Source organism: Mesorhizobium sp. B2-1-3, from assembly GCF_006442495.1.
In the GTDB taxonomy this organism is placed as follows: Bacteria; Pseudomonadota; Alphaproteobacteria; order Rhizobiales; family Rhizobiaceae; genus Mesorhizobium.
Map to the genome: position 1 here is coordinate 1 of NZ_VFWL01000007.1, position 24577 is coordinate 24577.

22 protein-coding genes are annotated in these 24577 nt (G+C 59.4%); 6 read left to right on the top strand and 16 right to left on the bottom strand.

Features of this window, described 5'->3' with window-relative positions; all coding sequences use genetic code 11:
• Positions 1-885 precede the first annotated feature (885 nt).
• The 10 genes from FJ973_RS13560 to FJ973_RS13605 all read right to left on the bottom strand — a co-directional run bounded on the left by FJ973_RS13560 (position 886) and on the right by FJ973_RS13605 (position 12960).
• Positions 886-1824, bottom strand: coding sequence for an AraC family transcriptional regulator (locus FJ973_RS13560; protein ID WP_140527977.1), 939 nt, complete (start codon positions 1822-1824; stop codon positions 886-888).
• Positions 1825-1934: 110 nt separating this feature from the next.
• Positions 1935-2135 (bottom strand): hypothetical protein, encoded by a 201-nt coding sequence (locus FJ973_RS13565; RefSeq protein ID WP_140499417.1) that lies wholly within the window; start codon positions 2133-2135, stop codon positions 1935-1937.
• 62 nt (positions 2136-2197) lie between these two features.
• The gene (locus FJ973_RS13570) at positions 2198-2905 is read right to left on the bottom strand and encodes an MgtC/SapB family protein (protein ID WP_181165254.1); all 708 of its coding nucleotides are present in this window, start codon (positions 2903-2905) and stop codon (positions 2198-2200) included.
• A 38-nt stretch (positions 2906-2943) separates the two neighbouring features.
• Entirely contained in the window at positions 2944-4125 is a 1182-nt protein-coding gene (locus FJ973_RS13575; RefSeq protein WP_140521313.1) for an alpha/beta fold hydrolase, read from the bottom strand.
• Positions 4126-4143: 18 nt separating this feature from the next.
• Entirely contained in the window at positions 4144-4851 is a 708-nt protein-coding gene (locus tag FJ973_RS13580; protein ID WP_181170904.1) for an META domain-containing protein, read from the bottom strand.
• A 238-nt stretch (positions 4852-5089) separates the two neighbouring features.
• Complete coding sequence (locus FJ973_RS13585; RefSeq protein ID WP_140556214.1) at positions 5090-8251, bottom strand: efflux RND transporter permease subunit; 3162 nt, start codon at positions 8249-8251, stop codon at positions 5090-5092.
• On the bottom strand, positions 8248-9381 hold the full coding sequence (locus FJ973_RS13590) for an efflux RND transporter periplasmic adaptor subunit (RefSeq protein WP_140556215.1): 1134 nt from the start codon (positions 9379-9381) through the stop codon (positions 8248-8250). The genes FJ973_RS13585 and FJ973_RS13590 overlap by 4 nt, the downstream gene beginning before the upstream one ends.
• Positions 9382-9396: 15 nt before the next feature.
• Positions 9397-9978: an HdeD family acid-resistance protein gene (locus FJ973_RS13595; RefSeq protein WP_140499407.1), complete on the bottom strand. Its 582-nt coding sequence runs from the start codon at positions 9976-9978 to the stop codon at positions 9397-9399.
• 266 nt (positions 9979-10244) lie between these two features.
• Positions 10245-11687 (bottom strand): amidohydrolase family protein, encoded by a 1443-nt coding sequence (locus FJ973_RS13600; protein ID WP_140521318.1) that lies wholly within the window; start codon positions 11685-11687, stop codon positions 10245-10247.
• 79 nt (positions 11688-11766) lie between these two features.
• Positions 11767-12960: a succinylglutamate desuccinylase/aspartoacylase family protein gene (locus FJ973_RS13605; protein WP_140556449.1), complete on the bottom strand. Its 1194-nt coding sequence runs from the start codon at positions 12958-12960 to the stop codon at positions 11767-11769.
• Between the two features lie 471 nt (positions 12961-13431).
• On the opposite strand from FJ973_RS13605, the gene FJ973_RS13610 reads away from it, so the two are divergent.
• The gene (locus FJ973_RS13610; protein ID WP_140556217.1) at positions 13432-14487 is read left to right on the top strand and encodes a helix-turn-helix domain-containing protein; all 1056 of its coding nucleotides are present in this window, start codon (positions 13432-13434) and stop codon (positions 14485-14487) included.
• Here the strand turns inward: FJ973_RS13610 and FJ973_RS13615 are convergent.
• Positions 14484-15914, bottom strand: a complete 1431-nt coding sequence (locus FJ973_RS13615) for a basic amino acid/polyamine antiporter (protein WP_140556218.1) — start codon at positions 15912-15914, stop codon at positions 14484-14486. The genes FJ973_RS13610 and FJ973_RS13615 overlap by 4 nt on opposite strands.
• Before the next feature lie 265 nt (positions 15915-16179).
• Between FJ973_RS13615 and FJ973_RS13620 the strand changes: the two genes are divergently transcribed.
• The 4 genes from FJ973_RS13620 (at position 16180) to FJ973_RS13635 (ending at position 20564) form a co-directional block, all read left to right on the top strand.
• Positions 16180-17613 (top strand): basic amino acid/polyamine antiporter, encoded by a 1434-nt coding sequence (locus tag FJ973_RS13620; protein ID WP_140499399.1) that lies wholly within the window; start codon positions 16180-16182, stop codon positions 17611-17613.
• A gap of 18 nt (positions 17614-17631) precedes the next feature.
• On the top strand, positions 17632-18876 hold the full coding sequence (gene arcA / locus FJ973_RS13625) for an arginine deiminase (protein WP_140556220.1): 1245 nt from the start codon (positions 17632-17634) through the stop codon (positions 18874-18876).
• A gap of 254 nt (positions 18877-19130) precedes the next feature.
• Entirely contained in the window at positions 19131-19388 is a 258-nt protein-coding gene (locus tag FJ973_RS31750) for a YMGG-like glycine zipper-containing protein (RefSeq protein WP_348640292.1), read from the top strand.
• Between the two features lie 147 nt (positions 19389-19535).
• Positions 19536-20564, top strand: coding sequence for an AI-2E family transporter (locus FJ973_RS13635; RefSeq protein WP_140499465.1), 1029 nt, complete (start codon positions 19536-19538; stop codon positions 20562-20564).
• A gap of 31 nt (positions 20565-20595) precedes the next feature.
• Here FJ973_RS13635 and FJ973_RS13640 read toward each other — a convergent pair whose 3' ends face one another.
• The 5 genes from FJ973_RS13640 to FJ973_RS31755 form a co-directional block, all read right to left on the bottom strand.
• Positions 20596-20940, bottom strand: coding sequence for a hypothetical protein (locus FJ973_RS13640; protein WP_140499394.1), 345 nt, complete (start codon positions 20938-20940; stop codon positions 20596-20598).
• Positions 20941-21025: 85 nt separating this feature from the next.
• Entirely contained in the window at positions 21026-21547 is a 522-nt protein-coding gene (locus tag FJ973_RS13645) for a DUF1269 domain-containing protein (protein WP_140499392.1), read from the bottom strand.
• A 415-nt stretch (positions 21548-21962) separates the two neighbouring features.
• Positions 21963-22508 (bottom strand): DUF308 domain-containing protein, encoded by a 546-nt coding sequence (locus FJ973_RS13650; RefSeq protein ID WP_181167676.1) that lies wholly within the window; start codon positions 22506-22508, stop codon positions 21963-21965.
• 802 nt (positions 22509-23310) lie between these two features.
• Positions 23311-23871: a hypothetical protein gene (locus FJ973_RS31385; RefSeq protein WP_224655847.1), complete on the bottom strand. Its 561-nt coding sequence runs from the start codon at positions 23869-23871 to the stop codon at positions 23311-23313.
• Positions 23872-23928: 57 nt separating this feature from the next.
• The gene (locus FJ973_RS31755) at positions 23929-24351 is read right to left on the bottom strand and encodes a BA14K family protein (protein WP_348640289.1); all 423 of its coding nucleotides are present in this window, start codon (positions 24349-24351) and stop codon (positions 23929-23931) included.
• Here FJ973_RS31755 and FJ973_RS31390 point away from each other — a divergent pair.
• Positions 24245-24499: a hypothetical protein gene (locus FJ973_RS31390; protein WP_224655846.1), complete on the top strand. Its 255-nt coding sequence runs from the start codon at positions 24245-24247 to the stop codon at positions 24497-24499. The two genes, FJ973_RS31755 and FJ973_RS31390, sit on opposite strands and share 107 nt — an antisense overlap.
• The last annotated feature ends 78 nt before the right edge of the window (positions 24500-24577 follow it).

Sequence of the window (24577 nt, forward strand, 5' to 3'; positions counted from 1 at the left end):
TAGATGGAACTCAACGCCAGATCGCCCAACTGCCATACCTGATGACGAGCCGGGAACACGGCGTGCTCGGCCCGAAGAAGCTGTATTTCGGCAACCCCGGCAAACCATGATCGATAGAAATCAAACTGTTCGGCTGGGGGTGCCGACAAGCTATTTACGTCGATGGCGCATCTTAGAGGCTCATCCGCAAAAGGGTCGGTGGGAATGCCGGCAGCGGTTACTCTCGCGTCCATAACAAACTCCTGTCGTACATGAGACGCCGAAGTATAGGCAGCTCAAGAGGTCGGCAGGCCGTTTCCCGCAAGGAAACCGACAATAAAACACACCCTCAACCTGCCGCCGCGGATGAGATTGATTTTGAGGCAATCTTAAGCCGGAGATGCTCCCCTAGAGTGGGCTAGGAATCCCAAACGTAGACAATGCGTTTATTTCTCGTGGAAGCTGGGACAGCGTTTTCGCATCGTATTTACCCTTGCGACTATGGCCATTCTCATCGGCGCCGAGCGCGCCATGTGGAGTGACCTTGCGTTTCTCTTGCTTGCGACCAACCGGTCGGAAGGTTTGTCGCGGCCCCACTGAGGTCGCGCCATCAGAATCTCCTGACGGCCAACCAATTTCTATCCACTTTCCGACGGAGTGCCCGAAAGCTCTCGGATTGGGGTGGTTCAATAGGCAACTAGGCCGAATGCGGGCTGCACATAGCTGTGATGAGGCCCTACGCGTAGGTGTGTCGTTGGCTTTAGGATTCGCCGACCGCGGGGGATCCGGCATTTCTGCCGACTGCCTCCGTCCACAGGAGCCGACGGCTTCATCGTCTTCCATCCTGATCAAAATGCCTGGGGCACCGCGTTAACCAGCCTCGGATCGGCAGGTTTGAGCATCCCATCAGTCTGGTGCTGCGTGTCTCCAGAAGCGCCGACGCGCCTCACTGGGGGAGCATCCGAAGATTGACGTATAGGCTCCAGCGAAACGGCCCAGGTGCCAGAAACCAAAGCTCATGGCGATGTCGGTGATCGAGAGGCGATCGCCCTGCGTCAGGATAAGGCCGTGCGCGGCCCGAAGCCGCCGCTCCCGCTCGTAAGCTCGAGGGCTGACTCCCAGACGTTCCTGAAAGGCGCGCTCCAACATTCGCTCGCCAATGCCCAGTACCTCGCAGACTGCACTGACGGAAACAGGGCTATGAGGCCTTGCCTCCAGAATGGCCAGGGTGGCATCAACGATATCGCGCCGATCGCTGGAGCCGAAGGTGCGGGGGGATGGTTGCTCCGTGAGGGAAAGCACCCGCGCGAGCGCGGCGCCCGCTTCGCTCGCCGCAACGGCCAGGCCGGCACTTAGGTCATAGCCACGCTGTGCTGCAGCTTCCGCGAACCCGACGGTTCGCAGCAGCCTCTGCTGAAGCTCCAGCTCGGCTCCTGCCGTGAGGCGTTGCTCATGTATCCCTGGCATCAGCGCGGTCCTCTGGCCCAGGTGGGAGGCTGATGCCGTGCGCAGAGACTCGAGCGCGGACCCACGCAGACCGATCCGCATGAGGCGATAGCTTCCTGGCATCTCCAGCTTGAATTCTGTTCCCGGGCCGATGATCCGCAACTGCGGTACTTCACTCCGTTGTCCGTTGAAGGTCGTGCCTTCGCCCCAGAGGAACACCGCCGTCAACGCATCGTCATTGATCGCCCCGGACATGGCGATGCCACCCTTGTCCCGCAAATCCAGGACGAACGCGTCGCCATAGTCTATCGTTGCAAGGCTCGATGCATGGCGCTGCTCGCCAATCTGCTGGATATGGAATTTCGCGTCGGGATCGGACTCGCGGGTGCGCGCGACCACGGAATTATACTGGCGGGCGTACCAGTTAGGAGCCTCCAACAACGAGGGCCTCTCCAAGTCTTTTGTCCGGACTGGAGTTGGACGCGATCGCTTTCGTCCAACTCGATAAGTCAAGCAACCGAGTCCGGCTTGTTTCTGCGGGCGATCTTTATAATCAGAAGAATGATTCCGATAGCAAAGAGAAGACAGCCAACCATGATGCTCGATGGAGAGCCATAGCGATAGCCCGATGCAAAAATGAGAAAGCCTATGAGCAAGAGGCCGATAGCTATCAATTTGTTTGCCAACAAGGCCTTGGTGTTTCCTTCCATTGTAGCAGCTCCTTAAAATTTGACGTTTCGAGGTGGTGTCGAGGGTCTTTCTGGCTTTCGCTCTATTCGGTCTTTTCTTCCGGCTCCCAGGAAGCCGACTGAACATTCGAGTCGAGCGCGAGGTGAGCGACGACGCGTTCAACTGATTGCGCATCATCACGGTTGCTGAACAACGTTGCTTCTATTCTCATGGCGTCGCCCTCATTGATGGGATGGCTGTTAAGGGAGCGTAGGCGGAGGAGGTTTGTATTGATGGTCTGAAGCAGAATCGATCTGAGCAAATAAACATTATCCCGTGAGCATACGATCTCTATGGTGTACGTGTATTCGACGGCAGGTTGTTCCTGAGAGTGCCTTCGAAAGAATCTTGAGAAATTAGGAAGAAGCGAATTGAGTATAATAATGAGCATTGCGGTTTCCGCGGCCAGCAGCAGAAAGCCAAAGCCTACGAAGACCCCGACAGAGCCAGTGCTCCAGATCGTCGCGGACGTACTCAACCCTCTTATGTTGGAACCGTCCCTGATGATCAGGCCGGCGCCAAGGAAGCCAATGCCGGTTACGACCTGAGCCCCCATTCTAAGATCGAGACCTGAGCCAAGAGCGCCCGGCAGTGAGGAGTATGCCGCCGCGCCCAGTGCGACCAGCGCGTGCGTCACAAGTCCTGTATATTGTTGCCGGTACTGGCGTTCCGCACCGATCAGCGCGCCGAGCAGCAACGCAAGCACAAGCTTCAGCAGGATTGATTGAGTTATCGCGACTTCAGCTTCCAAATGTTCATTCCGTCTGATTCAAAATGCAGGGGCTTTCATCACATGGCGCCGATCTCGGACGCCGGCTGCTGGGACACGGATTGCCGGGATGCCGACCGCTTCAGGATTGTGAGCGGCAGATGGAGAACGAGGGAGGCGTTATCGAAGATGATCTGCCGGGTCTCTTCGGCTTTGTCTTCGACCGGCATATCTTCGTTCACGATGAGACGGCGCAGCAGGGGGCCGGACCTCAACAGCTTCATCAGTGTTTCCGACGTTGCAAAGCCGCTGTGGCCGCCGCCGTCCACGTCGGAAATGTCGATAACCTGAATGTCCTTTTTCTGGAGGAGCGGGATATCGAAGCCACTGCCGACTCGTGGCTGGCCACCTGCAATGCGCCGCGACAGGCTCAAGGCGCGATCTCGCCGAGAGACAACGATCGTGAAGGGGTGCGGCAGTTGGGGTATGTCCCTGACTTGGCTGCTGAAGACATCTGGATCGATATCGGGCGCGGCAAGCAAGACGCCGCGGATTCTTGAGGTCACCGCCGCCTTACCTTGCAATACAAGGGTGCGAAGCGCCTCCATTACGACATACGCGCCCATGGAATGGCCGACGATGAAAACACCGCTAGCGTTCGATCGAGCTGCGATTTCGATCGTTTCGGCCAAGCCGTCCCGCGCCTGGAGAGCGCTATCGCGATCGAAAAGATAGGCGCCGATAGATCCCGCCGACGCCCAGGAGAAATGAACCGGAACCGAGGAGATGCGGTAGTCGTGGACGACTTGGGCATTACGAAACAGGCCTTCGGCAAAATTGTTGTTGTAGCCGTGCACGAAGATAAACACCTCGCGCTCCGAAGGCGGACGCTTCGCCAGCATACCGTTTAACCGACCTGCGAAGGATGCTCTGTTCTCGAAGCGGACAAGATCACGAGCGGAAAAATGGCGCTTCGGATCGGGTGATGTCGATGACGTCTCGACGGTGCCCGGCCGGTGTGTGGCCGGCACGACGACAGTCAACTGCGAAAAGCTCAATATCGGGGAACGATCCCGCGAATAGGGCGGTTCGGAGATAGGCGATCTTGTGCGCGTGGTGGCGATCAGGAAGGAAATGGCCGACATTTCGTTGCTAATTTGTACAGGCGAGGCAAGGCCCGTCACGGCTCTTGGACCGGCGCAGCTTTGCACCAGCAACGCCAGCGAGATAACCAACACAAATCGTCCTGCGGGGTTCTGCATGCTGCTGGCCGCGCCGGCTTATCTTCGTAAACTCACCAGCCTTTGGCCATCCTTGTCCAACAGTTGCACTCGTCCTGTCTGTGGGGCTTCAAAGCGACGGACGGACCCGAGTGCCTCCAGAAGATTGCGCTCTTGATCCATGAGGGGTTGATCGCAGATCATCCTGGACGAGCCGGTTTCCGAGATCGTCAGCGCTTCTCCGGTCAAGGCGAAGCCGCCAAAGAACCGATTGCACGAACCATTCCCATGGATGCGTCCGTCCGGCTCGAAGGCAAGGGTGGGTTTCGAACCCGCGACCGTGGTTTCTTCTCGAATCTCGTCCACGAGCCAATCTCCGTGAAGGAGGTCGCCCGGCTCTCCGGCGCAGCCTTCAAATTTCCGGTCGCCAAGGATGACGGTCGCGGTTTGGGGGTATGGCATTCCGCTCATGGTATCGACGCATATTTTGGCAGCGATGGTCAGCGCGAGTTGCCGGCCGTCTACCGTCGCCAGATAGGTGTCGGCGTCGCCTTGCCTTGTGGGACGCGGAGCCGGCTGAGCTGTGAAGGTCTCGCCCCCTAAGGCGTTAAAGCTGAGCGCGGTGTCCGAGATGCTGATTTGCCAGCCGGGTTCGTTGCCGCGTGCAGCCAACGAGGCAGCCTCCGCATTGCTCGTTGCGGTGGCGTACAGCGACAACACCGCGAGCGAAGCGGCCAACGGCAAGGATGAGCAGGACTTTGGACTCACGGTTGCAGCCTCCAGACGATGCGTCACTGAATTCGAAGGCCGCCCGGAAACCGGCCTCTGGGGGCAACTTCGCCAAATATTGCGCCGAATGTACCTACATCCGGTCTTCAGTCCATCGTCGCGTTTCGGAGAAGGAGTCCGTTCGGCGAAAAAATGGACGCAAAGCCAAGAATTGAGATTCCAAGAATATAAATGGTTGCCGCGGGCCATTTCGACCGCCCTTTGGCGAGGACGAACCTCAATGTGATGGTTCGATCGTATCGAGGCGTTCCGTACGATCTCCCCGACGCCGGGACGACAGATACTCGGTTGCTTTCTGGACGACAAAATAGACGGAGGGGATGATCAACAGGCCAATAGTCGTAGCCGCGGCCATGCCCCCGAAAATTGTGACGCCAACAGCCCGCCGCGCGCCCGCACCGGCGCCAGTCGACACGACAAGAGGAATGATCCCGAGGATGAAGGAAACCGCGGTCATCATGACGGCCCGGAAGCGCTGCTCGGCCCCGATCCGCGCCGCCTCCATTATGCTTAGTCCCTCATCGCGCCGCTCCTTGGCGAATTCCACGATCAGGATGGCATTCTTCGCCGCCAGCCCGATCAGCAGCACGATGGCGATCTGCACGTAGAGGCTGTTCTGCAACCCGAAGACCTTCAATGCCGCTATGGCGCCGAAGAGAGCCGCTCCGAGCGAAAGGATGACGATCAACGGAAGCGACCAGCTCTCGTATTGGGCGACAAGGAAGAGATAGGCAAAGAGGAACGCCAGCGCAAAGACCAGCCCCTCCTGGCCACTGCCGCGGCGCTCTTGAAACGACAGGCCTGACCACTCGAAGCCATAGCCATTCGGCAACAGCTGGGCCACTGTCTTCTCCATCGCGTCCATGGCGCCGCCGCTGCTGCTTCCAGGTGCGGTAATGGCGTTTATGGGAGCGGCGACCGAGAGATTGTAACGCTGGATAGCGAATGGCGACAGGATCGTCGTCAACGACGCCAGATTGTTCAAGGGCACCATGGTGCCGTTCCGGCTACGCACATGCAGGTTCAAGATGTCTTCCGCATGGGCACGGAAATCGGCATCGGCCTGCAGATTGACCTGGAACACGCGGCCATTGAGCGTAAAATCATTTACGTAGCGCGATCCGAAGGCCGCGCCGATGGTGGAATAGACGTCCGACACGCTTACCCCAAGCGCTTCGGCGCGCGTTCTGTCGACGTCGACATAGACCTGCGGGACATTGGCGCTGAAGGTGGTGGCGGCCCCGCCGAGCTCCGGCAGATGATTGAAGGCGCCAAGCAGGGCGCCGACGACCTGCGCGATCTCTTGTGGCGGCTGTCCTTCAAGCGCTTGCAGGCGGAAGTCCAGGCCACCGACCGAGCCGATGCCGGCAATCGCCGGCGGCGCGAACACGGCGACGTTCGCGCCCGGAATTTGGGAGAACTTCATCCGCAGCGCCTGCAGGATGCCGGCGAGCTGCAGTTCGCTGGACCTGCGCTCGTCCCAGGGCTTCAGCGCCGCGACCGCCATTGCGCCGCTCGGCGAACTCGTCGACTGAAGGATGCTGAACCCCGCAACCGTGATGACGTCTTGCACGCCTCCGGTGTCGGTCAGAATCTTGCGCACGTCCTCCACGATGGCTTTCGTGCGGTCGAGCGAAGCGGCATTGGGCAACTGGATGTCGACGAACAGCGCGCCTTGGTCCTCGTCGGGCAGGAAAGTCGACGGTAGCCCGGTGAAGATCAGATAGGCGGCGGCAAAACAGGCAAGCAATCCCGCCACCGGCACGTACCAATGCCGCACCAGAAACCCGACGAGGCGTCCATAGCCGTCGCGCGTCTTGTTCATGAATGCCGTGAACCAGGCCAGCGGGCCACGCTTGAAATGGCCCATATCGCGCCGCAAAAGCAGTGCGGCCAGCGCCGGGCTTAGGGTCAATCCGACAAAGGAGGAAATCACCAGCGCCGAAGACAGCGTCACGGCGAACTGCCGGTAGAGCTGGCCGCCTATGCCGCCGAGAAACGCAGTCGGCGTCACCACGGCAAGCAGCACCAAGGTCGTGGAAATGATCGGCCCGGTGATCTGGTGCATCGCCTTGCGCGTGGCGTGGGCGACCGCGATGTCAGGGGTATCCTCCAGCACATGCTTGACGTTCTCGACGACAAGGATGGCATCGTCCACCACCAGGCCGATCGCCAGCACCAGCGCCAAAAGAGAAATCATGTTCAGCGAATAGCCGGCGGCAAACAGCACCGCCAAGGCGCCGAGCATGGAAACCGGGATGGCAAGCGCCGAGATGAACATGGCGCGCCAATCCTGCAGGAAGACGTAGGTGACTGCGAGAACGATCAGGAACGCCTCAAGCAGGGTTCTGGCCGTCAGCGAGATGCTGGCATTCACGAAGCGGGTCGCGTCGTAGACGATGTGATACTGCATGCCTTTGGGAAAGCGTGACGAGAGGCGCTCCAGTTCGGCGCGGACCGACGCCGCGGTCTGGATGGCGTTGGCGCCGGGCGACTGGTTGATCTGCATCATCGCCGAGGCGTGTCCGGCGAAGCTGGCGCTCGAAGCATAGCTTAGCGCGCCAAGCTCGAGCCGCGCGATGTCGCGCAGGTAGACCTTGGCCCCCGCCGAGCCCGTGCGCACGACGATGTCCCCGAACTCCTCGACGCTTCTCAGCCGCCCCTGCGCGACCAGAGTGTATTGCAGCTCCGAGCCCTGCGCCTGCGGGGGGGCGCCGGCCTGTCCGAGCGTCGCCTGGATGTTTTGCCGCTGGATGGCGGCCGAGACATCGTCGGGCGTCAGGCCAAGCGCGTCCATGCGCTGCGGGTTGAGCCACACCCTCATCGAGTATTCCGAAGCCCCGGCGACCGAGGCCTCGCCGACGCCCCGCACGCGCGATATCGTGTCGGCGACGGTCGTGGTGATGAAATTCGTGATCGCCAGCGCATCGAGGCTGTCGTCCGGCGAATAGAAAGCGATGCCGAGGATAAAATCCGGCGAGCGGGCACGCACGGAGACACCTTGCTGCGCGACCGCCGCCGGCAGGCGCGAGATCGCCAGCTGGGCGCGGTTCTGCACGTTGATCTGTGCTGTCTCGGGATCGGTTCCGACCTCGAAGGTCACCGATAGCGTGTATTGGCCGGCATTGGAGCTGGTGGACGACATGTACATCATGTGGTCCACGCCATTGATGGCCGTCTCCAGCGGGCCGCCCACCACGTCGGCGATGACTTCCGCGCTTGCTCCCGGATAGGAGGCCGACACCGTCACCGTTGGAGGGGTGATCTGCGGATACTGCTGTATGGGAAGGGAAAACACCGCGATCCCGCCGGCGATCGAAATGATGATCGAGACGACGATCGCGAGCCGGGTGCGGCTGATGAAGAGGTCCGAGATCATTGCGTACCCTCCGCTTCGCGGGGGGTGACCTGCTGACCATCGGAAACGCGTTGCAGGCCCTCGACGACGATCGTTTCGCCGCCTTCCAATCCGCTCGTCGCCGCCCAGCGATTGTCGATGCGCGCACCGGTCGTGATCGCCTGCCTGGTCACGGTATTGTTGTCGTTGAGCACGAAGACGAACTTGCCCTGGCGGTCCTGAAGAACGGACGCCATCGGCACCATCGGCAATTTCCGGGCTTCTTCGTCGACGATTGTTAGCCGGACGAACTGGCCAGGCGCCAAAATGTGGTCGGGGTTGGGGAACAGCGCGCGGACAGCGACGGTACCGGTCTGCTGATTGACCTCGTTGTCGATGAACTGCACCCGCCCCGGCAGAGCAAATTGTGTGCCGTTGGCGAGAGACAGACTCAGGTGGAATTTGTTCGCATCGATCTTCTGGCCACCGGCAAGTTTCTGCCTGATGTCGACCAAAGTGCTGTCAGCGATCGAGAATGCGACGCGGATAGGATCGAGTTGTACGATGCGCGCCAATGATCCGGAGCCGGGCCCCACGAGATTACCGCGCGTCGCCAGGGAGCGGCCGATGGTGCCATTGATGGGAGACCTGATCTGAGCATAGGAAAGATTGAGTTCGGCCGTATTGAGGGCTGCATTGGCGCTTTGAACATCCGCCGCGGCGACATCGAATGCAGCCTGCGCGTCATCCAACGTGGCCTGAGAAATAGTCCTGCGGCTGAGCAGGTCCCTGGCGCGTGAGAGGCTTTGTCGCGCGGCGTTGCGGGTGGCTTCGGTCCTGGCCACCTGCGCCTGTGCGGACATTACCGCCGCCGACAGTTGATCCGGCTCGATTTCGAAAAGCAGATCGCCCTCCTTCACGTGCTGGCCTTCGGAGAACCTGATCTCCTTGAGCAGGCCGGACGCGCGCGCCTGAATGTCGACCGCATCGATCGCCTCGACCTGCGCGTTGTATGTCAGCGGCGCGTTTGCCGGACCGGACTGGACCTTCTGCACGACCACTGGCACCGTCGCCGCGGTCTGCGCACGTGCCGCTCCCGCGAAGCCGCCCACGCTGACTAGCAATGCGGCCGCCACGACCCTGGCTCGAAAGTCAAAATTGCTTTTCATCATCGTCGGATCCTGCTCTCAAGACAAAATCTTCGTCCTGCGCACGCTCAGGGCAATGACGAGATACGCCAGTCCAGCAATCATCATGGAAAATCCGGCCACCAAGCCAGTCGGCATCTCTCTGACGATCGGCCACTTCAGCAGTATGGAGAAAGCAGCGAATATGGCCACGATTCCGGAAACGGCGAACCAATACCAGCCGCCGACTTTCCTGACTTCAGCGGCGATGATTAATTGAAGAACACCGTGGACAAATAGTACAAACGCTATGAACAGTGATATTGCGGCCGATGCTTTGATAGGATTGAAGTAAATCATGATGCCGCCGATGAGCTCGAAGAAGCCGGTCAGTTCCTGCCACACGAAGCCCACCCAACTTTTGATCCAGAGCGATTGGATGACCTTGATGACGCCGACTGCCATCAGGGCCACGGCGAACACGACGTTGGATGCGAAATTGGAAACGCTGGGAACTGCGACTGAAAACACGCCGCCCGCAAGCAGGAGGAGCCCAAAGAGCAGAAACCTGCGCCACTTGCCCTGCTCGATTTCGGCCCGTTCATATGGCGTTGCAGGTGGGTGATCCGATTTTTCTGGCATGTCCCCGTTCCATGCAGGTTCTAAATATCGATCTCGCACCCTGCGGGCAGAGAAGAGAGCCGAGAGCGCTCAATGGAAAGTATCAGGAAGAAGTCTGCCGGACGGAGCGTCAGGAGCCTGTCTGGTTGCCTCGCGGCGAGATTTCCCGATGACGACCACTGCCTAGTCGAGATTTTCTCGCGGCCTTGCTTCGTCAGGACCATGAGGCCGTGTCGGATTAACTGATTGCTGGGAAGTGAAGGCGGCATACGGTTTTCCGCTGACTCTCAAAGGGTGCTCTTGTGAAGCCGGCCGTCCTTCATGATGACGACGAAGTTCTTATGCGGATCCTCGATCAGCCGGATGTCGTCGAGCGGGTTGCCGTCCACGACTAAGAGGTCCGCGAAAGCTCCTTCTTCGATGACGCCGAGCTTGCCCGGATAAGGGTTGCGCAGATTGGAGAGTGCGAGCAGTTCGGCATTGCCGGAGGTGGCCATCTGCAGGACTTCGGCGTTCTTGTACCAGTTGGCCAAATGCGTGAGCATCATGCTCTGGCGCGGACCCAACGCAGGCGAGAACAGCACGTCGGAACCCCAGGCCGTCTTGATGCCATGCTTGCGAGCAAAGGCATATATCCTCGGCGTCCCTGAGAAAAGCTCCTGGGCGCGGTCGGCGCTAGGTCCCGTCAGCGGGCCGGTGTCCTCCGCCGTCAGGAAGGGCTGGGTGCTTAGCCATGTGCCCTTCTCGGCGATCATCGCCGCCGTGTCCTCGTCCATCAGATGCGCGTGCTCGATCGACTGCACCCCAGCTGCCAGCGCGCGTCGTATCGCGCGAGACGTATAGGCGTGCACGGTAACGTAGGTGCTCCAATCCTGTGCCACCTCGACGCCTGCCCGCAGCTCTTCTTCGCTGAAGGTGACGATGTCCAGCGGACTGCGGGGCGATGATACGCCACCGCCGCCCACCAACTTTATCTGTGACGCGCCTTGGAGAAGCTGCTCCCGGATCCGCATCTTCAGGTCGCCGATATCGTCGACGATGGCCGCTCCCCCCAGGAGTTCACCTTTGCTGAGCTTGCCGCCGTCGCGCGGAATCTCGCTTGGCAGGCGAAGATCGGCGTGGCCCCCGGAGGTCGTGATCATCGCGCCGGAGGGATAGATGCGCGGGCCAGGGATCAGCCCGGTGTCGATAGCCTGCTTGAAGGAGAAGGAGGGACCTCCCAGATCGCGTATGGTGGTGAAGCCGCGACTGAGCGTGCGATCCGCCTCGGCGGTGGACGCTGCGAAGATAATCCCCGGGTCGCCGTTAAGCAGGATGTTGACCGGGACCGCCGCGAAGATCGCATGCCAATGCGCGTCGATGAGCCCTGGCATGAGAACGCCATTGCGGCATTTGATGACGGTGGCGTCCTCCGGGGGAGGGGCGTTCGTCATATCGATTCCGGAAATCCTGCCGCCCTCCACCAGGATTTGCGCTCCGTCCTTCACCGTACCCGACTTGCCGTCGAATAGCCGGACTTCGCGAAACAGGATCTTGGAAGGGGGCGCGGCCGTCTGCGCGAAGGACGGCTTTGTCAGCACCCCGGCGATGGCGGCAGCCCCGAAACCGGAGAGAAAACTACGCCTGGAAAAGGCCTCCAGACGACGAGAGACTCGTTGAAGATCGGGATTGAGACAACCGCAACCGGAACTGTGAACGAGGTGACCGTACTTCGAGCCTAGCCGCAGCATGTCTTTTGCTTTCGGTTGAGCGACACTGACACCTGCCGGACGGCGCTTCGTGTCGCGGTTCTTGTCGTTTCAGGTCCCGTTACTCGACCAACACATCGCCGCCGACAGGATTGGCGCTGTCAAAGATGAGGAATACGATCGGAGTCCCCGACTCGGCTGTTGCATCGGTCCGCCTGGCACCGACTTCGCCGCCGAGAGGCACGAAATATTCCGCGACGATTTCGCCGAAGGTGTTCCTCTGGACTGCAACTTTCTGTCCGGGCCGAACGGTCTCATTGAGTTCGACCAACAATTCGACGAAACCGCCATGCGTCGCGGTGACGGGAAACATGCCGTCCGCGACGAAAACGCTCGAATCCTTGCTGGTTCTGCCGATAGGGCCTGAAATTATTCCGTGGTGCTTGATGACGTTCATCGTTCCTTCGACGAACAGGGCGATCATGTCGTGATCGAAGATCCGCGGCTTGCCGATCTCGGGCGTGAAGGCGGGAATGCCGGCATCGATGAGGGCATTGGCGAGAAGACCTCGCTCGCCAAAGTTGTCGAAAATCTGATCGACCGGATAGAGTTCCGCCATCGCCCGCACTTCGGGGAGATCCATGCGCGCAAGGTGGAACGCCGTCGCGTCCATGCCCGTGGCGGCTGTATGAAAATCGATCCCGTAGTCGAGGTTTGACCGCAGAAGCCGGTTGAATATCAGGCCGGCGTGGCGCGTCGGCGCGTCGGGAGCGTCCTCGTTGCCAGGGAACAACCGATTGATGTCGATCAGGTCGATCCCGCGCCCCGAATTCGACCATCTCCGTTCCATGCCTTCCATTGCGGGGCGCGAAATGTCGAGTACCGCCACCACCGATCCCGACATCGCGGCCGGATCGAGCTCACGCATTACGGATTGCACGGTTTGAATGGGGCTCATTTCATCGCCATGCACGCCGCTCATCAGCCCCAGTCGTTTGCCTGGGGCTGCCCCCTTGGCGACCATCACCGAGACGTACCAGTGCTGGCCCGTCGGCATCTGTACGCCCTGGAAATAAAAGCTGTGCTTGCCTGGTTTCAGATCCGAGATGTCAAGCGAACTGATGACCTTCTTTCCGTCGATGACATCGCCGGTATAGACGGTCCCCGACGTCCCTGCGGGAGACGCGCTTGCAGGTGCCGAGCCCGTTTGCGCCTGCGCCGGCCCGGCCATGAGCGCAGCGGCAGCGCCGATGGTAGCGACCGATGCGATCATGAAGTCGCGACGTCCGAGGCCCTCGCTGGTTTCATGCGCCATGGCTGTGTGGTCCCTGCCGATGAGGATCATGCTGCAGATCTCGCGGTGACGCCTGCGAGGGCGGCTAGATCGTCCTTACCGATTCCCGTTGTGCGCGTGGTATCCGGGCATTAGTCCCACAAGACATTTCAGGGAGTACAGCCTCCAACAAGAAAAATGGACTGGTGGTCTATGATTGGGATGCCTTGCATACTGAGTTGAGAGCCACCACAACCGGTCTGATAAGCCTCGGATATCACGCAGCCACCTCCACAACTTCCGTCGGGTACAATTAAGCCCAGTTCACGAATTCCTGGTGGATACCTCAAATGGGCCAGATGGCATGTTAACGATTGATTAACATGCTTCTATGCTGGTAGTAGACAGGGTATTACATCCACCTTCAACATTGCTTGCCGGAGTTGTATATATTAGAATGAACTAATGTTCTTGCAATAACCCGTGTTGCACCAACAAAGACGGATAGTTGCTATGGATGCTATGGTTCATGCCGCCGGGCTATCTGGAGGAGCAGGTGCCGAGAAGTCCCTGCAATGCGCCGTCGACATCGATACCTCCACGGCACCACCTGCTAAGCAATTCGACCTGTTTCGAACCTGGTATCAAGGCGTTGCCGACACTGAACTTATGCAAGAACGGAGCCATTCGTTTCCAGCACATGAAACAGTGTGGGATCTGGGAACGTTGGCTGTCATGTTCCTCGAATTGCCTGGCAGTGGCTACCGCTGTCGCTGGCGGCATTTGAAAAACCCTTCGGTGGACAATTGGTATTTGAGCCTGCCCTTGTCCAAGGGCAGGCTTCCTGGAAGTTGGCAGGTCGTGAGAACGACCCTGCAATCTTTTGCAGAGCCCTACGAATGCGTGATGGAGAACGACGCCCTCCTTGCCGTTTTCCTGCCACGCGACCTGCCTTTCATCCAATCGTCCAGGATTGAAATACGTGAGGAGTCGAAAAGACTCCTGGCAGACTACATGCTTCTGCTGCACCGTTCCTTTTCCGATCTGAGGGCCGTGGATGTGTCGCACATTGCCACTGCCACCACCAATCTGCTGGCTGCGTGCGTGTCGCCATCACATGACCGCATCACCGAGGCGAAGCGTGTGATCGACGCCGTGATCGCCGAGCGCGCTGCCAAAATCATTGCACAAAGTTTGAATGATCAGTCCTTGGCATCCGACAGGCTTTGCCGCGAACTCGGTGTGTCCCGCTCTCGCCTCTACCGGATATTCGAACCGGCCGGAGGTGTTTCGAATTATATTCGCCACAAACGCCTGCTCAAGACACGCGATATACTTTCCAACAGCTTGGATGGGCGCCCGATCTCCGCCATTGCCGGGGATTGGGGCTTCACGGATCCATCGGCGTATAGCCGGATGTTCAGGAAGGAATTCGGCATTACGCCAAAGGAGGCACGCGTGGAAGGCTGGCAAGGCGCCCAAGCCACGAGCTCGCAGCAGATCAGCCAGCCTGACAGCAGGGCGCACACGCTGAGTGGTCTTCTGCTGCGAAACAGCTTTGGGCCCTAGACTGCGATGGCGCCGGCAAGGATGCCGTAGATTGCCGCGACCGCGCCAAGTGCGGCGACGACGAACATCCCCATCTCGGCGGGAGTAAACACCCTCTGCCCCCGCTCCTTCCGAGCCATGACGAAGAGGATCGTGCCCGGTCCGTAGATGACGGCCGAGAGCAGCAGGTGCTTGGCGCTGGCGGCGTAGATGAGACCGGCCGTATAGATCAATGCTATCGCCGCCCTTGCGAAGTCGACACGCCGCGCTACGGGGTCGTTCTCGTAGCTCTCGCCGCCCCATGCGAGCTTGACCCCGTAAGCGGCGACAAGAAGATATGGGATGAGGATCATGGAACTGGTCAGCTCGAGAGCGAGCCTGAAGGCCTGTTGAGCAAAGAGCGTCAGGACCAGAAAAACCTGCACGACCGTATTGGTCAGCCAGAGCGCCCGCGACGGCACGCCATGCTTGTTTTTATACGCAAGAAAACGCGGCATGGTCTGGTGATGTGATGCGGTGAACAGGATTTCAGCGGCCAGCAGCACCCAGGACAGATAGGCACCGGCAACGGAGATCAGCAGGCCGAAGCTGACGAACTTGGCGCCCCATGGCCCGACCACCGCTTCCAATACGCCGGCCATGGAGGGATTGCGCAGCGCTGTCAGTTCAGGACGAAGCATGATCCCGTAGGAGGGAATGGTGACCAGCACAAGCAGACAGAGCACGCCGAGAAAACCAAGGAGCGTCGCGACCCCGACATCCCCGCGGTTGCGTGCGTAACGCGAATAGACGCTCGCGCCTTCGATTCCGACAAAGACGAATACGGTCACCAACATGGTCCCGCGAACCTGGCTCGCGATGCTGCCAACGCTGACTTCTTCCCCGCCCCAGAAATTGGCCGTGAAGACATCGGCGCTGAAGCCGTAGATAACGAAGATGATAAAGAGAAAGATCGGAATGATCTTGGCGTAAGTGACAATGGTGTTGATCGCCGCCGCTTCCTTGACGCCCCGCAGGATCAGCGAATGTACGATCCACAGAAGCATCGAGGAAATGACGATCGCCGTGATGGTATTGCCATCGCCGAACACAGGAAAGAAAAGCCCCAGCGTCGACTTTATCAGCACGAAATAGGAAACGTTGCCGAGAACGGCGGCAGACCAGTAACCGAGGGCCGAGAGGAAGCCGAGATAGTTGCCAAAGCCGGCCTTGGCATAGGCATACACGCCCGCATCGAGGTCCGGCTTGCGAACCGACAAGGTCTGGAAGACGAAGGCCAACATCAGCATTCCGACGCCAGCGATGGCCCAAGCGATCATGGCCCCGAACGGACCGGTCTCGCGACCAAAAGCCTGCGGCAAAGAGAAGATGCCCGCGCCGACCATCGAACCGACGACCATAGCCGTCAGGGTCCATATCGAGAATTTTTGCTGAACGGTCGAGTTCATTGAATTTGGATCAACAATTCCTTAGCGGACGGCGGTCCAGCGGCCTCATTGTTACGCCTGCAACCTATCTCGAATCTGGCGCCCACGTGATTGGCATAAAATCCCACTAGTATACCTGACGTCCAAAACCTTTGCCTTGGCTCGTTTAACCGGTTGCCGATATTCGAATTTACTGCTTCTGATCAGACATAACCTTGCTGGACCGAGACGTGTCGGCGAGGCGTCTGATCGCGAACTCTGGTTCGCGCAGCCAGGAGAGCGGTTTATGACTTCAAACGAAAATCAGAAGCTTTCGCTGTTTGCGCTGACCAGCATGGTTGTGGGATCGATGGTCGGCGCGGGCATCTTCAATCTGCCTGGCCGGTTCGCGACTGCGACAGGTCCGTTCGGCGCAATCATCGCCTGGGCAATTGCGGGAACCGGCATGTACATGCTGGCGCGGGTGTTCCAGGCGTTGGCCGAGAAGAGGCCAGACATCGACTCAGGCGTCTTCGCCTATGCCAAGGCCGGCTTCGGCAACTACATGGGCTTCCTGTCCGCCTTCGGCTACTGGCTCGGTAGTTGCCTGGGCAACGTCTTCTATTGGGTGCTCATCGGCTCGACGCTGGGGCGGTTCTTTCCCGGGATCTTTGGGGACGGCAGCAGCGCCATCGCCATCATCGTCTCGTTGATCGGCATCTGGGCTTTCCACTTCATGATCCTGCGCGGCGTCGAGCAGGCGACCTTCATCAATACTGTCGTGACGATTGCCAAGATCGTGCCGATCCTGGTCTTCATCCTGCTCCTGATCTTCTTCTTTCATTTCGGGCAGTTCCGCGAGAATTTCTTCGGCGGCTTGGACATGCCGCCGAAGTCCCTGATCGCCCAGGTGCGCGACACAATGCTGATCACGGTCTTCGTCTTCCTCGGCATCGAGGGCGCCAGCGTCTATTCCCGCTTTGCCAAGGTGCGTTCCGACGTCGGTACGGCGACGATTCTCGGTTTCGTCGGCGTCACAGGCCTGATGGTAGCGGTCACGCTGCTGCCCTACGCGGCTCTGCCGCAATCGGCTGTCGCCGGTGTCCAGCAGCCGTCGATGGCCGGCGTTCTCGAAGCGGTCGTCGGTCACTGGGGTGCGGTCTTCATCTCGATCGGCGTTCTGATCTCGGTGCTCGGCGCCTATCTCGCCTGGTCCCTAATCTGCGCCGAGGTGCTGTTCGCGGCGGCGAAGTCGGAGGACATGCCAAGGCTCTTCGCAGCGCAGAATGGCAACAAGGTTCCCGCTAATGCACTCTGGCTCACCAACATCGTCGTATCGCTCTTCGTGATCTCCACCTACTGGTCGCGGGACGCGTTCAACTTCATGCTCGACATGACGAGCGTCACCGCGTTGCTGCCCTACCTGCTCGTGGCTGGCTACGGCATCCTGCTCGCTCGTAGCGGCGTTGGCTATGAAAAGACGCCGGATCAGCGCGGCCGCGACCAGATCTTCGCCTGGATCGCGGCGATTTACACGGTCTTCATGTTCGTCGCCGCCGGGCTCAAATACGTGCTGCTTGTTGCCGTCCTCTTCGCGCCCGGAACTATCCTCTACGTCTGGGCGCGGCGCGAGCAGAAATTGCAGCTGTTCACGCTCGCCGAACTCTTCGTGTTCGCCGTCACGCTCATCGCTGGCCTGATCGGAGCCTACGGGCTGCTGACGGGCGCCATCGCACCTTGAACAGAAAGAAGGAAGGTCATGACAAACAATACTTCATTCGGCGTTCATTCAGAGGTTGGTCAGTTGCGCAAGGTCATGGTGTGCGCTCCCGGCCGTGCCCACCAGCGGCTGACACCCAGCAATTGTGACGCACTCCTCTTCGACGACGTGCTCTGGGTAGACAATGCCAAGCGCGATCATTTCGACTTCATGACCAAGATGCGCGACAGGGGCGTCGAGGTGGTCGAGATGCACAATCTGCTCGCCGAGACGGTCGCCATTCCGGAAGCCAAGAAGTGGATCCTCGACCAGCAGATCGTACCGAACCAGGTCGGCCTCGGCCTCATCGACGAGGTCCGCTCCTATCTCGACGGCCTCTCTAATCGCGACCTCGCTGAAACACTGATCGGCGGGCTGTCGACCTTCGAATTCCCGGAAAGCATCGGCGGCGAACAACTGGCGCTGATCCGTGACGCGGCCGGCGTCAACGAATATCTGCTGCCGCCTTTGCCCAACACGCTCTACACCCGGGACACCACCTGCTGGATCTATGGCGGCGTGACGCTGAACGCCCTTTATTGGCCTGCGCGCCACGAGGAGACCATCCTCACCACGTCGATATACAAGTTCCACCCGGACTTCGCCGGCAAGGTCAATGTCTGGTGGGGTGACCCGACCAGGGATTGGGGGCTTGCCACATTCGAGGGTGGGGACGTGATGCCTATCGGCAAGGGCAATGTGCTTATCGGCATGAGCGAGCGCACTTCGCGCCAGGCTATCAGCCAAGTGGCGGCGGCCCTGTTTGAGAAACGAGCTGCCGAACGTGTGATCGTCGCCGCAATGCCTAAGCTGCGCGCGGCGATGCATCTCGACACGGTATTCACGTTTGCCGATCGTGACTGCGTGCTGATGTATCCGGACATCGTCAACGGCATTGACGCATTCTCCTATCGCCCTGACGGCAAGGGGGGCGTCGAACTCCACAAGGACAAAGGCAGTTTCGTTGAGACGGTGCGTGACTCGCTTGGTCTCAAGAAGATGCGCGTCGTTGAAACCGGCGGCAACGACTACATGCGCGAGCGCACCCAGTGGGACAGCGGCGCCAACCTAGTTTGCGCCTCGCCTGGTGTCGTTTTTGCCTACGATCGCAACACATACACAAATACGCTGCTGCGCAAGGAAGGCATAGAGGTCATCACTATCTCAGGCGCGGAGCTCGGCCGCGGCCGAGGCGGGGGTCATTGCATGACCTGTCCCATCATTCGCGATGCGGTCGACTATTGATAGCAATCCGGCCGGGCTCGATACAGGCGGCCGGTCGGCCCCCAAATAGTCTGAAGGCCATACCTGTCGGACGGCCTCCAGCACATAAAGACCGTCTACCCCAGAATTGCTCATAGAGCGTTGGAGTCGCTCCCAATCCTATAGGAACAATCGGCACATTGTTGGACGGAATGCTCGTTGTTGGCGAGCGGATGTAAATGTACCCAGGAGATGAAACCATGAGAAGTATTATATTCGTTTCTGCTTTGGCTCTGATGGCCGCGGGTTGTACTGCCACGGAACAGCGAACAGCAGGCACGGCGTTGGCAGGAGCCGGAACGGGTGCGGTCATCGGCGGCCTTGCAAACGGCAGTCGAGGTGCCCTTGTAGGCGCGGCGGTCGGTGGCGGCACAGGGGCTGTGGTCGGCGCTGCGACGGCACCGCGCGCGCATCATCGCGAATGCTGGGTTCGTGATCGCTGGGGTCACACGGTTCGCGATCGTCAGGGTCGACCCATCACAAAACGGTGCTAGGCGCGATGCGTAAGATCAGCTTTATTCAGCACGAATCGAGCTGGTTAAGCGATATCGATGAACATTGGTCTGGGCGCTGAGCAAGCTTCCGGACCAATTTCGGAGTTGTCTGTAACGTCATCCAGCCGGCCGGGAACAGACTATACCATGGCGAAGCGAACGCTCTTTGCGCCTACGTATATTCTGGCGGTTATCGCCGTCATATGGGCGCTGCAGGCCGCTGCCTCAATTTTCGCGCCAGTCGTGTGCGCTCTTTTCCTCATCGCGCTGGTGTGGCCATTGCAGCGCAACCTGCAGCGGCTTCTTCCAAAGCTGATCGCACTGGCGATAGTCGTCTGTGTCGTCGTCCTGGCATTCTTCGCCTTTGCATCGATCGCCAGTTGGGGTTTTGGCCGCATTGGCCGATCGGTCCTCGCCGACAGCGCCCGCTTTCAAGGACTCTACAGTCAACTCGCCGAGTGGTTGGAAGGGCACGGTGTCGTGATGGCCGGCGCCTGGGCCGAGCATTTCAATGTCGGCTGGTTCGTGCGGATAGCTCAAGGCGTGACCGCAAGGCTGAATACCGTGATCTCGTTCTGGATCGTTGTCGTCGTTTACGTGCTTCTGGGTCTTCTCGACGCTGAAGCGGCGGCTCGCAATGCTCGTGTAGCGCTGAGCGCCCAGGCGGCGGCCGCACTGATCAATGGCAGCAGTCAGACAGCATCGAAATGGCGACGTTACATGCTGGTTCGGACATTGATGAGCCTTGCGACCGGTTCGATGGTGTGCGCGCTTTCGGCGGCTTTCGGACTGCGGTTTGCCGCCGAGTGGGGCGTTATCGCCTTCACCTTGAACTATATTCCGTTTATCGGGCCGTTCGTCGCGACATTCTTGCCGACGCTTTACGCGCTCGCGCAGTTCGGATCGCCACAGGCCGCCGTCTCGATTTTTGCCGGCCTCAACATCATTCAGTTCGTCATCGGCAGCTACATAGAACCGCGGGTTGCCGGTTACGTGTTGGCGATGTCGCCTTTTGTGGTGCTGTTTTCGGTCTTCTTCTGGTCGTTTCTTTGGGGTGTGTTCGGCGCGTTCATAGGTGTGCCCATCACCATCGCGCTGGTTACTTTTTGCTCGCAATCGCCGGCGACCCTTTGGATCGCTCAGTTGCTTGGGTCCGCCGATCGGCGGAACGCGTGATTGCCGCCAGGAAATTCGATTGGCCGGGCCCCTAGCGACGTCCGGATCCCGCGCCCCGGACGAGGCCGATGATACAAACCGACAGGATGCCGCCAAGAAGGCCGGCAATGCCGACGCCAATCAGCACGCCGGGCGTGAGGGTGCCGACACCACGAGCGGTGGCATCGACAGCATTTTCGACGTTGCCGAGGAAGTTTGCCAAGGCGGGAATCCGACCGGCCAGCCCTGTCAGGGTCAGTCCTCCCACGACGCCAGCCGCCGCGACAGATTTCCAACCCAGCGCAGCCATGCGCCAAAACCAAGTCGTAGCGAAAGCTCCGCCCGCGCCGCAGATGGCTTCAATCAAAAGCAGGGCCGCTGTCTCAAGGCCGGACATGCTTGCATCGCCCACTTACTATCGGGCCATCCATCGCCCTTGCCGACCAGCAGAGTTCCGATTCCGGGATGTTCCGTGACCGCGGTCAGGCGGTCGCGGCCGCGCCTTGGCCGGCCATCGCGGAAGCGCGTTGAAGCGCATCGCGCAGAACCTGCTCCTTCGTCTCATCCAGCGACGTCTTAAGCACCACGCCGCCAAAGGCCTGGATCTCCTTGAGCACCTTGTCCGCTGTCATCTCGTGCGCGAGCACGAACAGGGCAGCGTCCCCAGGCTGGATGCTGGCTGACAGATCGCGCATGAACGCATCGTTGATACCCACGTCCGTCAAAGCGCCGCCAAGGGCTCCGGAGGTGGCGCCGACCGCAAGTCCGATCAACGGATTCAGGAAGAGAACACCGATAAGCAAGCCCCAGAAGCTACCGGATACAGCGCCTGCCGCCGTCGTATTCACAAGTTGATTGAGCTTTATCGCACCCGCCTCGGTCTTGGTGGCAATAACCGCGTCGCCAAGTTTAATAACGTATTCCTTTTGAAGTCCTATGAGCCGTTGACGTACCTCTTCAGCCTTGGCCTCGTTTGGATAGACGATGACGATCAGATCGGACATGGGACCCTCCTAGGCTAAGACTTTCCAAGGGCACGTAATACACATCCTAGAAGGTGAAAGATTGAGCCGGAAATCCGAATAGTGTGCAGCACGTCTCATTTTGCTTGCCTGTCCGACTGGCAAGCCTGCGGTCTCGACATTGGTTGTCGGCCGCTTCGTCCGTTGCGCTCGGCTTTGTCGCGACGAATTCTCGTCCGGAGCCGCCCGAACTTCTCCTATGTGATCAGAGGCGCGCTGCTGGTCTCGAGGGGTGGCTGATCCCGATCATGCGGCATCGTGCGCATCGACGGGCCGTTCGCGACGTCCAGGACAAAATGAAACCCTACGCAAAAAGCTTGCCGCGCTTGGGAACCGTCGCGGCAGGACAGGAGCCAATGCCGCAAAGCGGGTAACGGTCACGGTGAAAATGGTTGGATCATCGGGTCGTATCCGTTGGCCGAAAGCCTGTAACGAGCCAGCCCAGGCCGTGAAGAACTAGGTCGATACCCATGAACGCCCCAATCACCCAAACCCCGGTCGATGGCCATCCGATGAGTATCAAGAAGCCAGCCGCGAGACCGAACAGGCCGGAAACAAGCATCATCCATCGGTCGGTGGACAGGTAGCGCAGGCTCAAAGACATTCTTCCGAGCCCAGATATCACGAGCACGACACCGAGCACCCATGTGAGGATGATAGATCCCAGCACCGGCAAGCTGATGAGCAGGCAGCCAAAAACGACGTACAGGATGCCGAGCATCGTCTGCCAGAGAAAACCACGCCACCCGCCGGCCCAGATGGCGAGGGCGATCTCGACAAAGCCGGCGCATACGATCGCAATTCCCAGGACAAGTGCGCTGATGGTCGTGGCCAGCGCCAGATCGCCCAACACGAAGATCCCTGCCAGGATAAAGACGATTCCGATCGCCGAGTTCGTCCACGCAGATCGTCTGGGTTGCTGGGTCTCGGACAACTGCGTCATTCCCTTGCCTCTCTGAGTCATCTACGAATGCGGTGGAAATCCACCACGCGGCCAGTACGGGCATTCAGCACTATTTCGAAAGTGCTGCCGCCAATGCGACGCGCGTGATAAACAAAATTGCGTCCCCGGCAGTCCACGCGACGCACGTCCCTGAAACCTCTGCTCTGAATCAATCGCTGGCCTTGAGCGCAAGTAATCGCGCGGCCGTTGTTAAGGTTTGATCCGATATTTATATTTACGGTCACAGCTCCCGCTGGGGACACAGCGGCAAGAGGAATACCAAAGCCGAGTGCGGCACTTAACAGGGCAGCTAGTGCATATCTCCGCATATCTTTCGTCCTCTTTGGTGAATTAAGCCGACATCACGCGCATGCGAACACGTTGTCAATAATTCTGCATGGTGGCTCGGATATTTGGAGACACAATGCCTAGTTTCTGGATTCTTTGCATTTTATGCTCTGCCGTCAGAGCGCGTGCGTTTTCGGTATTATTGTCGAAGCGCATCTCTTGGGATTAAAGCGTGTCGCGTCGAAACAGATTCAGGCGACTCGCTTTAAGTCTTTGTTTTAATGCATGTCGCCCAGAACCGCTGCGCACTTCTGGGCGACATGCATTAACCGCTGGTTTGACGGATGGAGATTGTCATGGGTGCCATTGTTCCTGCCGCCGGCCGCGCCGAGGCACCAGGCGTCCAGAAACACTGCAATGCACGAGGAGCCGACGCGTATCTGGATCTCGAAAGCTGCGATGAAGTGCGCGACCGAACTGGATAGTCTTCATCAGTTTTCCTGAGGTGGGAGGCTCAACCGCCGGCGCATAGAGATGGCACAGCTCGGCCAACACCCCAGGACAGGCGTCCCTGTATGATGGTCAGCGTCCACTGACCGTTCGAATACGTCGTTCCTTCCGGTCCCTTGGAGGGCAGATCGACCTCGGCCGCGTCGTTGACGGATACAGAAGCGCGATCCCCGAGGAGACGCACTGCCAGACGCGTGCCGTCCTGGCACTCGTAGTGACTGACTGGGTAGGGATTGCCCACGCCGATCGACGTGCCAAACGCGGAATGCTTGAAGCTTACAATCATGATGGCGCTGATTGCCGCGATCGATAGATTTTTTAGCACAATAGTCCTCCCAACTGGCGCATCGACGTGGATGAAAACAGAGAACCATGTCTTCCCTGCGGACCTGCGACTTTCGGACCGAGATTCGTCGCATCGACCAGAACGCCGGACATGTATCAATTGATCGGCAAACGCCTTCGCGGAGATGCTCTTTGAACAGGCGGGATACTTCCGCTGGCTCACGCCAATGGCCCCGCCGGCCTTTGCCAGGCTCGCTTTTGCTCCCGTCCAAGCTTGCATTCAGCCGTTTCAACAAATCCCAGTAGGCTTCCTAGCACCAGCGAGCCCAGAGCGCACTCAGAAGGGCGAGATGCACTGCCGGCGTGGGCCATTGTAGGGCTGCCAGCTATTGTCCGAGACCCGGTAGGAGCGGTACCGCTGCGAGCACCAGTTCACATGGTTGTTCCAAGCGCTGTGATTGTGCTGGCGGGCAGCCGAGATCGCCATCCCGCCGAGCAGCATTCCGCCAATGAGGCCCGCGGCGACGGCGCCGCTATTGTTCCTCGAATGCCGGTGATGGCGTGGCGGACGCGAGGGCCGATAGTGGGGTGGCCTGTGGTGCGGTGGCCGTACTCCATGTCCCGGTCGATGGCGGGAAGGCCTCCTTAGGTCGATGTTCGTGACCGTATCGGAAGCCGACGGCCTTAGCGCTCCGACGGGCATTGCCCAGGTGGGGGCTGCCATGCTTGCGATGATCGCAGCGACGATGATGCGCCTCATATGCTTCTCCGTGGACTTCATCCCGCCGTGCGACCTGCTGCTGCGGATGGCATCAAAGCCAAGTAATTTAAGGCAGTACCTGGTTTTCTTGGAATATGCGGTGAATCCCAAACGTGGATCGAGCGTTTATTTCTTGCTTGCGGTATGAATGAGGCTAGTCGAACAGCATGTCTTTCCGCCAATGACGCCCGTCGCGACAGGCGCCACCAGTGTTGCTCGAATGCCG